The sequence below is a fragment of the Paenibacillus sp. CF095 genome (assembly GCF_900101225.1).
In the GTDB taxonomy this organism is placed as follows: Bacteria; Bacillota; Bacilli; order Paenibacillales; family Paenibacillaceae; genus Paenibacillus.
This window is the reverse complement of sequence record NZ_FMZN01000002.1, coordinates 310570-324365: the sequence shown is the minus strand read 5'-3', so window position 1 is coordinate 324365 and position 13796 is coordinate 310570. Positions and strand designations below refer to the sequence as shown.

The 13796-nt window shown below is 48.9% G+C and carries 14 protein-coding genes; 2 read left to right on the top strand and 12 right to left on the bottom strand.

The features are described 5' to 3' along the window. Positions 1-33: 33 nt before the first annotated feature. The 8 genes from BLS69_RS20755 to BLS69_RS20720 form a co-directional block, all read right to left on the bottom strand. Positions 34-225: a hypothetical protein gene (locus tag BLS69_RS20755; RefSeq protein WP_091035743.1), complete on the bottom strand. Its 192-nt coding sequence runs from the start codon at positions 223-225 to the stop codon at positions 34-36. Positions 226-359: 134 nt separating this feature from the next. Beyond that, the gene (locus BLS69_RS20750) at positions 360-989 is read right to left on the bottom strand and encodes a PepSY domain-containing protein (protein ID WP_176872904.1); all 630 of its coding nucleotides are present in this window, start codon (positions 987-989) and stop codon (positions 360-362) included. 236 nt (positions 990-1225) lie between these two features. Continuing rightward, positions 1226-2026: a PepSY domain-containing protein gene (locus BLS69_RS20745; RefSeq protein WP_176872902.1), complete on the bottom strand. Its 801-nt coding sequence runs from the start codon at positions 2024-2026 to the stop codon at positions 1226-1228. A gap of 78 nt (positions 2027-2104) precedes the next feature. After that, complete coding sequence (locus BLS69_RS20740; RefSeq protein ID WP_091035735.1) at positions 2105-3481, bottom strand: sensor histidine kinase; 1377 nt, start codon at positions 3479-3481, stop codon at positions 2105-2107. Beyond that, positions 3478-4233: a response regulator transcription factor gene (locus BLS69_RS20735; protein ID WP_091035732.1), complete on the bottom strand. Its 756-nt coding sequence runs from the start codon at positions 4231-4233 to the stop codon at positions 3478-3480. The genes BLS69_RS20740 and BLS69_RS20735 overlap by 4 nt, the downstream gene beginning before the upstream one ends. 55 nt (positions 4234-4288) lie before the next feature. Then, the gene (locus BLS69_RS20730) at positions 4289-4933 is read right to left on the bottom strand and encodes an SDR family oxidoreductase (RefSeq protein ID WP_091035729.1); all 645 of its coding nucleotides are present in this window, start codon (positions 4931-4933) and stop codon (positions 4289-4291) included. A 316-nt stretch (positions 4934-5249) separates the two neighbouring features. Next, a complete protein-coding gene (locus BLS69_RS20725; RefSeq protein ID WP_036606574.1) occupies positions 5250-6431 on the bottom strand; it encodes an NAD(P)/FAD-dependent oxidoreductase in 1182 nt (393 codons plus the stop codon). Between the two features lie 24 nt (positions 6432-6455). Beyond that, on the bottom strand, positions 6456-6902 hold the full coding sequence (locus BLS69_RS20720) for a DUF1641 domain-containing protein (RefSeq protein ID WP_017691658.1): 447 nt from the start codon (positions 6900-6902) through the stop codon (positions 6456-6458). 684 nt (positions 6903-7586) lie between these two features. Between BLS69_RS20720 and BLS69_RS20715 the strand changes: the two genes are divergently transcribed. Further along, positions 7587-7760: a CsbD family protein gene (locus tag BLS69_RS20715; protein ID WP_017691655.1), complete on the top strand. Its 174-nt coding sequence runs from the start codon at positions 7587-7589 to the stop codon at positions 7758-7760. Between the two features lie 166 nt (positions 7761-7926). Here BLS69_RS20715 and BLS69_RS20710 read toward each other — a convergent pair whose 3' ends face one another. Then, the gene (locus tag BLS69_RS20710; protein WP_176872900.1) at positions 7927-8928 is read right to left on the bottom strand and encodes an NAD-dependent epimerase/dehydratase family protein; all 1002 of its coding nucleotides are present in this window, start codon (positions 8926-8928) and stop codon (positions 7927-7929) included. A 154-nt stretch (positions 8929-9082) separates the two neighbouring features. Between BLS69_RS20710 and BLS69_RS20705 the strand changes: the two genes are divergently transcribed. Further along, positions 9083-9601 carry a cupin domain-containing protein gene (locus BLS69_RS20705; RefSeq protein ID WP_091035726.1) on the top strand — a complete coding sequence of 173 codons (519 nt, stop codon included), beginning with the start codon at positions 9083-9085 and terminating at the stop codon, positions 9599-9601. Between the two features lie 276 nt (positions 9602-9877). Here BLS69_RS20705 and BLS69_RS20700 read toward each other — a convergent pair whose 3' ends face one another. From BLS69_RS20700 to BLS69_RS32970, 3 genes are all read right to left on the bottom strand, one after another. Continuing rightward, positions 9878-10957, bottom strand: a complete 1080-nt coding sequence (locus BLS69_RS20700; protein WP_091035723.1) for a DUF1835 domain-containing protein — start codon at positions 10955-10957, stop codon at positions 9878-9880. 67 nt (positions 10958-11024) lie between these two features. Further along, the gene (locus tag BLS69_RS20695) at positions 11025-11684 is read right to left on the bottom strand and encodes a TVP38/TMEM64 family protein (RefSeq protein WP_091035720.1); all 660 of its coding nucleotides are present in this window, start codon (positions 11682-11684) and stop codon (positions 11025-11027) included. A 268-nt stretch (positions 11685-11952) separates the two neighbouring features. Next, on the bottom strand, positions 11953-13593 hold the full coding sequence (locus BLS69_RS32970) for an HNH endonuclease (protein ID WP_371129083.1): 1641 nt from the start codon (positions 13591-13593) through the stop codon (positions 11953-11955). Between the last annotated feature and the right edge of the window lie 203 nt (positions 13594-13796).

Genomic DNA, 13796 nt, shown 5'->3' with positions numbered 1-13796 from the left:
TCGTAATGCACCTCCATATTTTTTGTGAAGCGCTTACATAAAATAAAATCGATATGTCTCATCTGCCTCCGATCGATGATGCATTTTAGCAATAGAATTCTTGGCAAGATTGGCTGGGCATTCACCTCCTTGATTCCGATTGTATCCGCCACGTTCCTGCTCGGATAGTGAACAATCCGGCGGAAGATGTACAATTTCATACTCCATTCTCTTCATCAACAGCAATAAGACGCTTCCCCCGAAGCGTCTCTGCTATACCTGCCCTGCCCCTCCATGATGTAACGATCTCTAGCTGTGTGCGGCTGTTGATAGGCAGGTTTTTATATGATGTTTTATCGGCGTACTCTCGCCCTTATTGCTTAGTCTTGGTCGTCAAAATCCTGGTCAAACGATAACACTTTACCTGTGTTGGCATCGATATCTACATCTGCTTCACCTTGAGCGGTTCTCAGCTCGATCTCATACACATAGCGACCATCATCATGATCCAGCTCGACTTTGGTTACTTTACCACCCGTAACTTGTTTCAACGCAATATTTGAAGCTTGGGATGCCGTCAATTTGACCTGCTTGGAAGCAGGGTTATTAGACGTGTTACCTGTTGCAGTACCTTTATAATCGTCGTCATCATCGTAGTCTTCATCATTCACGACCGCAAGAATTTTGCCTGTATAAGCATCCAGACGAACGACAACATCATTGGTTCCTTTTCTGTCGATCTCAACTTCATAGAACGTTTGGCCGTTTCTACGCTCCAGATCCACGTCATCCACTTTACCATCGGCTGCTTTTAACGCCAACGCTTTTGCTTGTGATGCATTCAGCATTTTACCTGTGTTGTTCTGATTCTGTGTTGCAGATTGTGTTGTTGACGTTGGTGTAGTTTGCACCGATTGTCCGTTCACATTCCCGCTAGCCGCTACGGCTGATCCACCAAGTAATACTGCTGCTGACAAGCTACCAATCCAAAGTTTATGTTTGTTCATCATCATCATTCATCTCCTCGTTTGTTGTTTCGTTCTCGTCTACATTTATAGAATAACCTGCAGGAATGAGAGATCAGCGAGAGTTAGATTAGAATTTGATGAGAAAATGAAGAGAATGCTCATTTAATGAGAGTTCATTATGTATGTAATCTAAAAGAAATGAAAAAGATGACCCCTAAATTAGGAATCATCTATCCAACAAGGTGTAACTCTATATTCAATGGATTCCTGTACAAATGTTAATCATCGTCCTCATCCCAAGTCACCGAACGAATTGCTCCTGAGATGGCATTCACTTGCACAATGGCTTCCCGGCCATCCTCCAGATCAATTTCAACCAGATAATATGGATTCCCGCTGTTGGTTCCACGCAATTCGATGTCGTCCACTTCCCCCGGGACCTCCGCAAGTGCCTTCTGCTTGGCTTGTTTCTCGCTCAGAAACTGAGGTTTGGGATCATCCTTTGTTGGTTCAGTTGTCGGAGTTGCTATTGTTTTGGAAGATATCGTCTCTCCCGTATATGGATCGATCGTAAGTTCTTCACGGCTGTTATCCTTCGCCTTCACGACCGCGGTGTATACCGGACTGCCTTGCTGCTCGACAAGTTCAAGCGAGACCAGTTGGTTATCTGTTTGTTGTTTTAACAACGCCGTCTTGATCTGCTCGCGGCTCCATAACGTCTTCTCTTCCGCTTGTGGGTTCGACTCCAGCCGTTTGATGGAATTCACGGTAGCCGTGACGGCATCCACCTGCACGTCATACAGTCCGGTCTCCGAACGGAGCTGCATGATATACGTGCCGTCCTTCAACGTGGAATTCACAATCTCACCTGGATATTGATCCAGTACGGATTGAGCTGCCGCATCTGCCGTAAGTACCGTACCCGTCGATTGCCACGGCTTCCACCATACAACAGCTGCCACAATCAGCACAACGAGAAGCCCTGCACCCCACCAGAGTGATCTTCGCGATTTCGCCCATCCACTGTTCCCTTGTTCATGCCGTTTCATCTCCGGTGGTCGCTGCTCATGCTCTGTCATCACGTTTCCCCCTATGCACTCTCTTATCATCCCCAGTTGATCTGATGCTTATCAGTATATAAGAGAAGAATGAGAATTTCATGAGAGCGGCCCGTTCTGAACCGATAAAGGCAAAATAATCGAAGCCTCGGTGCCTTCACCCTCGGTGCTGGTCAGTTCGATCCGTGCTCCAACTGCTCCTGCAAGCTCTTTGGCAAGTGACAATCCCAGACCTGAACCGCTTGCACCTAAGCTACGTGTTCTGGCCGGATCAACCCGGTAGAATCGGTCAAATACCTTCTCCAGCTCGTCCTCCCGCATACCAATTCCGGTATCCACGATCCGAATTCGGCACTCTTGTCCCTTGGCTTCCAGCCTGACTTCAATTGCATCTTCACTATACTTCCGGGCATTATCCAGCAAAATAAACAACAGCTGCTTCAGCTTGCTCTCATCGCTGATCGCCCAGATTGGACCTGGATCTTCACACCGGACTTCGCGGTGATAGGCTTCGCGAAACGCACGTGTGGAGTCTGTTGCCAGTCTCGTAATATCCACACGCTCCAACTGTACATTCCACTGCTCTGGCTGCTTCGCGAGCAGTAACAGTTGCTCGGTCATCTCTCGCATGCGAACCGATTCGGACAGAATCGCTTCCACCGCTTCATCAAATACCTCGGGCCGCTCTTTCCCTCGCCGCTGTAGCAGACTGGCATAGCTTTCAATAATGGTCAGCGGTGTTTTGAGCTCATGAGATGCATCGGATACAAACCGTTCTTGTCGTTCAAAGTTGGATTCGAGTAGATCCATCATCCGGTTAAACGTCTGTCCCATCGTTTTCAGTTCATCCTTCGACCCTTCCTCCAGTGGAAGACGCTTGAATTGGCCGCTGGACTGAATGTCACTCATCGTGCGTGTCATCTGCTGAATCGGTCTGGTCATCCGATTCGCCAGAATCCGGCTGGAGATAATGGCTGGGATCAGAGCAATAATCGTGACCGCCACAAGCACAGTCCGAAGTACAGACAGACGATTCTCCGTCTCTGCAATGCTCTCAGTGACCTGTACATTCACCACCTCGCCATCAGGCCAGATGACCGGGACTGATACCCACACATAACCAATCTGTTCAACTTGGGTATACTCCGATTTCTTCTCACTTTCGTACTTATAAGGTAGCTTGCTCAGCTGCTCGGAAGCTGCTGTTGTTGTCACCGGGGAACTGGTGCCGTCTTCATTAACGATCCGAAGCATGCCGTTCACAGGCGCGTAGGCCCGCAACAAGTCATCCGGCGGAATGGAGCCGGCAGACTGACGCACTCCTTTGACAATAGACTCCGCTTCCGCTTCCACCCGATTAACCTCGTTATCAATCGACATCCGTTCAAACACGATGTAGACCGACAGGTTCACCGCGATTAACAGCACAGCAAATAATACAGACGAATATCCGTAGATTTTACTGCGCAGGCTCATAACTGTTCCTTCAGGACGTATCCAACGCCCCGTACGGTATGTATTAAGGGCGGTGTGAATCCGTTATCCACCTTTTTGCGCACATAACGGATGTACACATCCACCACATTGGTATCTCCATAATAATCGTATCCCCACACGGCCTGCACAATCTGGTCACGACTGAGCACCTGACGTTGATTCTGAAGCAGATACACGAGCAGGTCGAACTCACGTGGAGTAAGCTCAATGGCCACACCATTTCGGGATACCTCTCGCGTTCCTTCATTCAGTTTCAACCCGGCAGCCGTCAACCAGCCTGCCTCAGCTTCATCCTGATGCCCAGACGAGTCATTCCCCTTATCAGCCGGAGTAGACGAAGAAGCGGAAGAAACAACCGACGCCACTGCACTAAGCCGCAATGCGGCCCGAACTCGGGCAAGCAGCTCTTCAATCTGGAACGGCTTGGTGATGTAGTCATTGGCTCCGAGATCCAGGCCGGATACTTTGTCTTCCACAGAATCTTTGGCAGTGAGCATAATGATCGGAACCGTAGCATCTTTGGCCCGAACTCGCCGCAACACTTCAATTCCACTCAGACCAGGCAACATCACATCAAGCAGAATCAGATCCCACTGTCCTTCTGCATACTTCTCCAGTCCTTCTGTTCCACTACCCGCCTTGCCTACCTGATATCCCTCATACTGTAGTTCCAGTTCAAGCAGACGTGCTATTTTGGGCTCATCCTCTATGACCAGCACGGCTTCGTTCATGCAGCGCTCCCCCTCATCCCCATCATTTCATTCTCCCGTTATCTTACAATAACATCTACAATTTGCCCAAGGCATCTTCAACCGGATGCTCCCCGGCAATCAGATCAAAGGCCATCCGGTACGTCTTCTCTTCCTGCAAAGAAGCCACGATTACGCGGGCTACATCTTCACGCGGGATGCTTCCTGGCTCCAGATCGGTTCCAACTGCAATCTTGCCTGTGCCCGGTTCATTCTTCAGACCACCTGGACGTATAATCGTGTAATTGAGATCACTTGCAAACAACACACGATCCGCATAATGTTTCGCCACGTAATAAGGTTTAATGGACTCTGACCATTTCTCCCGTTGATCTGCGCCATACGCACTGACCAGAATATATCTGGAGATTCCTTGCTGCTCTGCGGCTTCCATCGTTTTCACCGCACCGTCGAGATCAATCAGCAGTGTTTTGTCCTGACCGGTAGATCCGCCAGAACCCGCCGTAAACACAATCGCATTATGATCCTTCATTGCCTCAGCCAAGTCCTCCACACTACCCTCCAGGTCACCAATTACCACATCTGCACCGAGTTCCTTCAGTGTACCCGCCTGCTCCGGTTTGCGGATCAAAGCCGTTACTTTATGTTTGCCTTCCTGTGCCAGCTGCTCCACCACAAACTTACCGATTTGTCCATTCGCTCCTATAACTAAAACGTTCATACGTCATTTCTCCTCTCAGTTGAACGGATGGCTTGTTGTTGCTCCCCGTTCCTTTTATTTAAAGATGCTCATCCTATAATTTAAACGAAAGCCGGCGCTTCTAAGCGCCGGCTTCATGTCCATGCCCGTTCAGTACCTCTATGAAATGTGACGTCTTCCGTTGTCCCATTAATATGCCATATCCCCTAGGTACTTTATACGCGACCTCACATCGACCACTTCAGCCGCACCTTTTCCTATCTGAATATCTGTTAATCTTTGTAATCTTGACAACCAAAAAGGACGCCCAAAAGGGCGCCCTTGAATGGCATGAAGATTAGTAAGCCAGTGCGAACAAACCGTGAATATGAGCCAGGTAACGGATGTTACTTGCTTCTTTCATCATGGTTGCAGGCAGACCTTTCAGACGAGTCTGATTGCCACCGATCATGCCGACAGCATCTTTACGACCCAGACTTCCCAGCGTACCGGAGAATACTGGTGTGAAGGATTCCATTGCGCCACCTTTGAACATAACGCCCAAGTTGTGACCAATAGTCTCACCCATTTGCCAAGCCAATTGTGCTGTTGGAGGGTAAGGGCGAGCGCCTTCGCTAGGGAAGACCACTGCGCTGTCACCAGCAACAAACACGTCTTTGTGAGAAGTAGATTGCAGAACTTCCGTAACTTTCGCACGGCCACGATCCACTTCAATTCCGCTGTTAGCAACAACAGCGTTGCCTTGTACGCCACCTGTCCATACGAGTGTGTTCGTAGGGATGGAGCTGCCGTCTTTCAGCAGAACTTCGTTTTCTTTCATCTCGGTAATCGCTACGCCAACGATGAAGTTAACGCCACGTTTCTCAAGACTTGATTTAGCACGCTCAACCAGTTCCGGCGGGAATCCTGCCAGGATGGAAGGACCTGCTTCAACTGTGTACAGGGATACTTCTTTGAAGTCGATGCCTTTTTCTTGGCATACTGCAGGAAGCAGGTCAGCGAATTCGCCAACAAGCTCAATACCTGTCAAGCCGCCGCCACCAATAACAAACGTAGCGTCTGCTTTGTTGCCGGACTGTTTGTAAGCATCAAGACGTGCTTCAACGTGTGCACGAATACGGTTTGCATCGCTAACCGATTTGAGCGTGAAGCTGTACTCTTGCAATCCCGGAATTCCGAAGAATGCCGTTTCGCTGCCCAGAGCAACGACAAGTGCATCGTAAGAGTATGTGGAGCCGCTGGTCATCAGAACTTTCTTCTCGTCCGGCTTGATAGTATCCACCGTATCGATTTTCAAGTTCACGTTTTTGCCACGCAGCAATTTTTCGAGTGGAAGAGCAACTGCTTGTTCAGCAATGCTTCCCGCTGCAAGACGGTGCAGTTCCGTGATAATTTGGTGTGTAGGGTAACGGTTCACGACAGTAATTGTCGCTTCTTCCGGAGACAAGTATTGACGCGCAGTCAATGCAGTCAACAGACCGCCGTATCCTCCACCCAAGATCAAAATTTGCTTCGACATATCCATCCTCCGTTCTTCTAAGTCTTAACGTTTCGGTTGTTGACGCTCGTTCAAGATGCTCAAGAAAGATTGAGCAAAACGAAGCGATTGTTGTACGTTTGGATCTTTAAGCATTTTCAGCATAGCGAACAAACCAACTGAAGTTTGCTCTGTTTGCGCACGGTCATTGGCTTCGATGGCAGCAGAAGCTACACCTTTAGCTTTGTCTACAACAGGCTTAGCGAACTCGCCCATTGCGCTCATTGTGTCGCTGATCAGAACTTTGTCTGTTGCTACACTTTGTGCAAAGTCATAAGCTTTGGTCATAGCAGTAACCATTTCAGCCAATTTAGGCAGGTTCTCCACCAGAACGGTTAAAGACTCCTGTACCTCAGGCTTCATCAGTTGATCCAGAACGTCCAAGGACTGGCGCTCGGAAACGTTGGCACCTTCTGTAACTGGCACCTCTTGTTGAGTAGGCGATTGTGACATAAGAGAAAGTCCTCCTTTACTTTGGGATAGAAGTCCGCGACTTTCATGATGCCTGTCAAGCAGAGCCGAACCACAAAATACATCGAATACATCTAAATGTACCAAATTTCACACAATAGGATGAGCGTAGCTCAGGGCCACTCCCATATCATGCATTGTATCTTGGATCTATTGCGGACAACATGTGTTGACGCACAAAACGACAAGCAGGCCGAAACCGAACTCTATACCCTTATATTACACCTCTTACACATGAACATGAAAAAGAAATTTTTTACACTTGTGAAGATATTGTGAACATTGTAGCAAAATCGATTTTTTTGTCAAGCATTGCGGTCGGATTAAAATCGATTATTCTCCTGTCCCGGATCCGTCATCCTACCACATGTGGTATGAAGACAAGATCCCATATGACCATATGTGCGATATGTACACAAGGAAGGTTTTTTTCAACTGAATAATTCAGGAATTGTTTTCCAAAACCATGAATTTCATGCAACGAAATTGGTCACTGTCGTTATTATGCAGCTAGGGGTGCAGCCTTATTCCTGAAATGACATCATTTCTTGTTCAAGTATGAACCTCTTGCGTCACGAATGCAAAACTTGGAACACACCCTATGCGTTTAGAATGCAGACATCCCGGTTAATAAGGACTACACCAGAAACGAAGGAGATGTTCGATATGAGTAATTCAACTAGCGATAAAATCAAAGCAGGCGTAAACAAGGCCAAAGGCGAAGTGAAGGATCAGATCGGTAATGCAACCAATAACAGATCCCTTCAGGCTGAGGGTAAAAAAGACAAAGCCAAAGGTGCTGTACAGGATAAAATTGCCGACGTTAAAAGAGATCACTAGATCCTTTTGATGCAAAAGTCAGAAAGCACGAAGATTTCGTGCAATAGATTGTTTTAAAATAGCCTAACCGTCCGTGTTCGAAAGCTATCCGAAAATGAGACGGAGGCGCAAAAAAGCCAAGGAAGGTGTTACTCAATACACCCTTCCCTGGCTTTTTTTGTGTATTTTATACGGCTGGAACTGCGTATCTTGCCATATCGATAATGAAACTGCGCGTTTCCCTTGTTGTATGGTATTCACGGCTGAACTGTCTGACCCATTCGGGGTGTTCCTGATACCAACGGAAGGTTTTTTCCAATCCTTTTTCCAATGTGGTTTGAGGTAACCATCCCAATTCCGCCCGTAATCTGCCTGAATGCACGACCAGACTGGACCCTCTGGACTGGGTTGGTTCTTGCTCCCGAATCTCTACAGCAGCTAAGGATCGATACATTGGTTTCAATATCTCCCCGATCTCCTGCATGGTTGTTCCAAGTCCTGTCGATATATTGTAGACCTGTCCGTCTTTGCCTTTCAACATGATCTGTTCAATGGCCCGGAGGGCATCATCTACATACAAGAAATCACGCACTGCCGATCCCTGGATATCCAGAGGCAGTCCGTCCAACATCCGACCAAAATTTCGGGGAATAATACGGTCTGGTAATTGCCATGGACCATAGAGGTTGGTCAAACGAAAAAGTTTGACTGGAAGCTGGTAACATTGAGCGTAAGAGTGAGCAAGCATTTCACACGCGACTTTGGACGCGGAATAAGGAGAGATGGGCGCATATGGATCTGATTCGTGATAGACTCTGCCCCAATCGCCGCCATACACTTCAACGGACGAAGCCAGCAAGACTGGAATGTGATGTTCCGTAGCATATTGCAGGATAGCCTGTGTGCTGAGTGTATTATTGCGGAAAACTTCCCCTGGCTGATGATACGAATAATCCACGTGTGGCATGGCCGCCAGATGAATTATGTAATCTGTTCCTGGAGGTAGATGAATCCGGTCCGATGCAAGGTCACAACAGATGAACGGCATCTCGTGCAGAGGAGAGATATGAACAAGCCTCTGACAATAATCATCCCGATCCAGAAGGGTAATTCGATGCCCCTTTTGCGCCAAATACTGTGAAAGATTAAATCCCACAAATCCAGAAGCCCCTGTAATAACAATGTTCACACACGATTCCCCCTTGCGATTTATACAACGAGTGCACCTGAAGAGAGTTTATGTACTGAGTATAACCTTAAAATGATACATTTTGTATCATTTTACAAATTGTTTTTTGTTCGTCCTTGAGGTTATAGGGTAATTTATAGTGAGGTGATGTGAGATGAATGAACGGAAAAAGGACATAGAGACGTTATTCTATCAGGATGACGGTGTAATTCCCAATCATCCGACCCTGCCTGTTCTTTTGTATAAGAATGTATGGGCTGAAGAGGCTCTTCATGCAGAATCGTTGCTGAATCGTAATGGATGGGGAAATAGCTGGTTGAATGGTGTGTTCAATTATCATCATTATCATAGTAACGCTCATGAGGCTCTTGCTGTGGTGAGTGGATTCGTGAAACTGATTTTAGGCGGAGAAAATGGGCAGAAAGTTTACCTTCAAACAGGCGACGTTGTCGTGCTTCCCGCTGGAACAGGGCATAAACGTCTGGAGTCCAGCACTGATTTTCGTATTGCCGGTGCTTATCCGGGCGGAATGAGTTACAACACACGCACAGGTGAGGAAGGCGAGCGACACAAGGCTTTTCAGGAAATCCGAGAGGTTCCAATCCCGGATACCGATCCGGTCTATGGGCAGCACGGACCGCTACTAGAAATCTGGAATGGGAAGAAATCTTAATACAAATGAAGATCATAAAGATGAATGTTATTGCACATTGCACAAGCGAAGCTGGTTCAGTACTTACGAGAAACAAATAGACTGTTCCCCGGACAAGTAGGAGAATCATGCCGGAGTACAGTCTATTTAAGTGTTAAATCTGAACAGCTGGTAACGGAGACAATTCGTGATCATATTCCTGTATGCGGAAGGAAGTGCTCAAATCTTCCATCATATTTCTAACTTTGCGATCTCTTCGCTTGTTTTTCTATCTCTGTGTTTCAGTCTTAGTCCCTTTCAGCGCTCGGCAATCCGAATACTGTAATACCTCATTGCAAGTGGCTTTCCATCCATTTCAAGTTGGCCTTGCAGCACCAGTTGTCGTAGACGGTACTCCACGAACGTATCACTTATATGCTGGCTACTTGTACCAATCACTTCACCCACAATACGAGCTGCTCGGATATACTTGCCTGGCTCCCAGTTCGGTGTCAGTTCCCTCACCTTCTGCATAATGTACTCGTCCAACGCCTCTTCAGTTAAGCTCCGAATCACGCCATTCTCCATCATACGTAATAGCCCAGGCTGTACCGAAAGTTCCAGCCAATCCTGCTCCAGTTGGCGGCGCTCTTGCTTAGACAATGGCTCTTGCTCAGAGCAAACGTGCCACATCGCCAGAAGCTTTTCCGGAAGAATCTCGCCTGTGTGGAGCACATCGTATTGAACGTCAGGTCTATCAAATAATTGCTTATATAAGCCACTCGTTTCGATAAGATATATGGGGCTCTCGCTGTTCCGCAATAGATACATGGCGTAAAGCAGTCCCGTCTTCTCCCGTGCATTATTCGCATACCAGATAATGATCGACGTCTCGGAATCAAAGGATTGTATTGTGGCGTTGAGCTCGAATAATGAATCCAGTTCATGCATGCCATATGCCTCACGGTCATTGAGACACATTCGTTCGGTCAGCCAGAGATGCCTGCGTTGCAAGTCTGCATGCCTAATCAGATCACCTAACGGCCCTACCGCATAATTATCATCTATAGAGAAAAAACTCCGTTTTTCCTGATTAGGTAATGTACTCATTCCCATTTTCAGACTACTTAGAGGTGATTCTCCAAACGTAATATGAATTTCATTTGGCTTGTCGACCTCGGCGAGAGCTTGTTGTTCCAGACGCCCCAGATCAAAAGGGGTATCCATATTCCGAAACAGTGACTGTACCGCTTCCGCAAAATCCACCTTTTCGCCTTGCTCTTCCTGCCGCTTGACCACTTGTGCTGATTTCATATAGAGCACACGCAGTACTGAACGAAGTTCATCTTCACTCATACGATTTATCGTTCGGCTGAATGCATAGATATTATCATTCATGCTGGGTCCTCCTTCGAGCTAACGAGATTACTGACATCCTATATCCGCGCACTGATCATTCTTTTATTTATGAAGAAATCGATTTTCCAGAGGGTTGATTCAGATCATGTATATCTTCTCCATCTGACGATGAACGGGTAAAGTGTCGCTCCAGTTTGCGGCTTGCCCACAGGGATATCGCAATAAACAACAATACGCCTACCCAGCGTACAGGGTGCTCCAGAAATTGTTCCACATTGGAACCGATATACGTAACAGAGAAAATCATGATCGCTTTACCACAGCCCACTGCAAGCAGGAAGGATAACAATCGCATTCGCGCGATACCTGCCGCCACATTAATAATGACGAATGGACCTACCGGGAAGATACTCAGCAGAAAAACATAACTGAATGCATTCCTTCGAATCCATACCATGCTGCGTTGCACACGAGGTTTGCGTGCCCATCGCTCTACAAAGGCGGATTTCCCAATCTCCCGTACGATCAGGAACGTAACGGTACAACCGAGCACCATGCCGATCCATGAATATAAAAATCCTGCCCACAGACCATATACCGCACCGTTCACGCCCACAATCAACAGCGTGGGAAGCGGCGGTACAAATGATTTCATAAACGTAAGCAAAATTCCCGGTAACGGGCCCAGGGAGCGAAACTTCTCCAGCCAGAAACGAATATTTTCTTCCGTAATATATGACATAATGTCTAATGCTGCCGGGGTCATCTGCATCCATCCAATCTATACAGTCTAAGTTCTTAGGCTTGATGTTCACTATACATTTCATCATTCATATGGATGATGAAGCTTCTTTAGCAACTCCCTCCCAGTATAACGTACATCTTCGATGAACACCGTTGTCAATTTGAAGAAATTATTGCACAGCAAACTAACTTCCCACCCAAATCAAAATTAAATCAAAAAAGCACACCTCGACCTCTGTGGTCTTGGTGTGCTCTTCATATCAAAACCCCGATTCCATGTTCGGGGGCATTTATCCTTCTTCCAACTGCGCTTCCTGCATTGCCAGTTCAATCAGTTCTGCCTGATGTGCAGCATTCCATTCGGGAATACCGGAACGCATGAACTCTTCGGCATCCATCGCTGCTTTGGACTGATTGCACAGATTACAGGCGCAGACACAGTTGAGCGGGGTGGTATGTCCACCTTTGGCACGCGGCAGCAGATGGTCAATCGTATCTCCATACGATCCACAGAAGTAACAAGTATAGTGATCCCTGGTCAGAATATACCGCTTGAAATCCTTGTTGCTGAACAATCGGCGAATCGTGTACCGATTGACCACCACAGCAGCTTTTTCCTTGACTAGCGTGACCGCAAGCTCCATGTCCACTTCCTGATGCCAACGTCTGCCCTTGTCCGTCTTGCCTCGCATCCGTACCATGCCTTGCCGGTTGGTCCGGAGCGAAGCCGGATCTTCCGGGTCGATAGCGACCGGGGCCGACGGGGTCTGGCGGCGGGGACGGCCATCCGTGCCAGCACCGTGACTACGGCTGGCATGCGCGGGTCGCTGCCCGGATGTAACGCGGGCAGCGACTTCGCCGCTCGCCTTGGGCGCACGCTCCTTGCGCGCCTGGCGCGGCTTGGACCCTGGCGAGCCAGGCTGGCGCACGGGCGCAGGAGGCCCTGCCTCCGCAGCATCCCCCGGCGCTTGCCCGGGCTCGCGACTGGTGGCGGCAGGCTGTGCCTCCGCCGCCGTAGGTGCAGCGACCGTGTTGGCATCGCCACGGTCGCTCAGGGCCGGCGCATGGGCCTCAGCAGCTACGCTGCGGGCCTGCCCTGCGCCGGGCGCTAGCGCGGCAGCACGCTTGCGGCGCCGCTTGCGCTTGCGTTTGGCTGCGGTCGGTTGATCCGCAGCCATGGGCTCTGCTGCCGGGCCTTGCGGCTCAGCCGGCAGCAGAGCTTGGTGGGCCGCCGCGGTCTGCTCGGCGGCCTGCCCTGCAGCGGCTGCTCGCGCGCCAGCCCGCTGTGCAGTGCCCTTATCATTCGCAGCAGCATGGCCCTGCGAATGCCCTTCCCCACGCCAGTGCTCGCCTGGCCGTGGCTCATCTCCTACCTCACCTGCCGAGCCATCCTGCTCCAGACTCGTCTCTCTCAGCTCATTGCCCGTTATGCTCTCTGATCGCTTGCTCTTCCTCCGTCTTCTCCTCTTCTTCCGAATACCCGAAGAAGAGGGGGAGGAAGTCACCAAGTCAGCACGTTCATCGTCATTCGAAGATGACGAGTCTACTGACGGTTGAGACACCAGACTTCTGTCAGACTCAGCCAACGTAGCAGTTCCCTGCTCCATAACATGAGAGGTACGACCTGCCTCATTTCTTGCAGATGCAGAGGGTCTGGCAGTAACAGCACGTGTCTCCAAGCCATCCCGTTGACGCCCGATCCGTTCATTCGTTTGCCCGCTCACGCTTGAACCTGCATCGTGGTCAGCCTGTCCACCGAGCTGACGACAGCTGCGGCAGACTCCCCGCCTGGCTCCGGGACCTGCCCGCTTTCCGGTTCTGCGCCGGAATTCGGACATCGGCCGCTGTTGTCCGCAATACATACACGTTTTGCTCAGTCGCGCTTCTTGTTCCGTCTTTCCTTGCCGGAAAGGGGCTGGACCCGTCTCCATGTTGTCACCTCGGTTCCGTATGAATCCGGTTTCTTTCTATTGTATCACATCTGCTCGTGAACACCCTCATGGCCATAGGCCTGATAATCTTTCGAGTTATACTCCTGTGTCTGTTCACTGCATTCGTGAAGAATGTGTTCCACATATTCCAATATATCCTGCATCGGTCTCCCGCATTTTTCGCATGTTGTCATTATATTCAC

Excerpts from the sequence above, each read along its gene's own strand:
- BLS69_RS20750 (WP_176872904.1), bottom strand. The coding sequence starts at position 989 with ATGATGAACAAACATAAACTTTGGATTGGTAGCTTGTCAGCAGCAGTA.
- BLS69_RS20745 (WP_176872902.1), bottom strand. The coding sequence starts at position 2,026 with ATGACAGAGCATGAGCAGCGACCACCGGAGATGAAACGGCATGAACAA.
- BLS69_RS20740 (WP_091035735.1), bottom strand. The coding sequence starts at position 3,481 with ATGAGCCTGCGCAGTAAAATCTACGGATATTCGTCTGTATTATTTGCT.
- BLS69_RS20735 (WP_091035732.1), bottom strand. The coding sequence starts at position 4,233 with ATGAACGAAGCCGTGCTGGTCATAGAGGATGAGCCCAAAATAGCACGT.
- BLS69_RS20730 (WP_091035729.1), bottom strand. The coding sequence starts at position 4,933 with ATGAACGTTTTAGTTATAGGAGCGAATGGACAAATCGGTAAGTTTGTG.
- BLS69_RS20725 (WP_036606574.1), bottom strand. The coding sequence starts at position 6,431 with ATGTCGAAGCAAATTTTGATCTTGGGTGGAGGATACGGCGGTCTGTTG.
- BLS69_RS20720 (WP_017691658.1), bottom strand. The coding sequence starts at position 6,902 with ATGTCACAATCGCCTACTCAACAAGAGGTGCCAGTTACAGAAGGTGCC.
- BLS69_RS20715 (WP_017691655.1), top strand. The coding sequence starts at position 7,587 with ATGAGTAATTCAACTAGCGATAAAATCAAAGCAGGCGTAAACAAGGCC.
- BLS69_RS20705 (WP_091035726.1), top strand. The coding sequence starts at position 9,083 with ATGAATGAACGGAAAAAGGACATAGAGACGTTATTCTATCAGGATGAC.
- BLS69_RS20700 (WP_091035723.1), bottom strand. The coding sequence starts at position 10,957 with ATGAATGATAATATCTATGCATTCAGCCGAACGATAAATCGTATGAGT.
- BLS69_RS20695 (WP_091035720.1), bottom strand. The coding sequence starts at position 11,684 with ATGACCCCGGCAGCATTAGACATTATGTCATATATTACGGAAGAAAAT.
- BLS69_RS32970 (WP_371129083.1), bottom strand. The coding sequence starts at position 13,593 with ATGGAGACGGGTCCAGCCCCTTTCCGGCAAGGAAAGACGGAACAAGAA.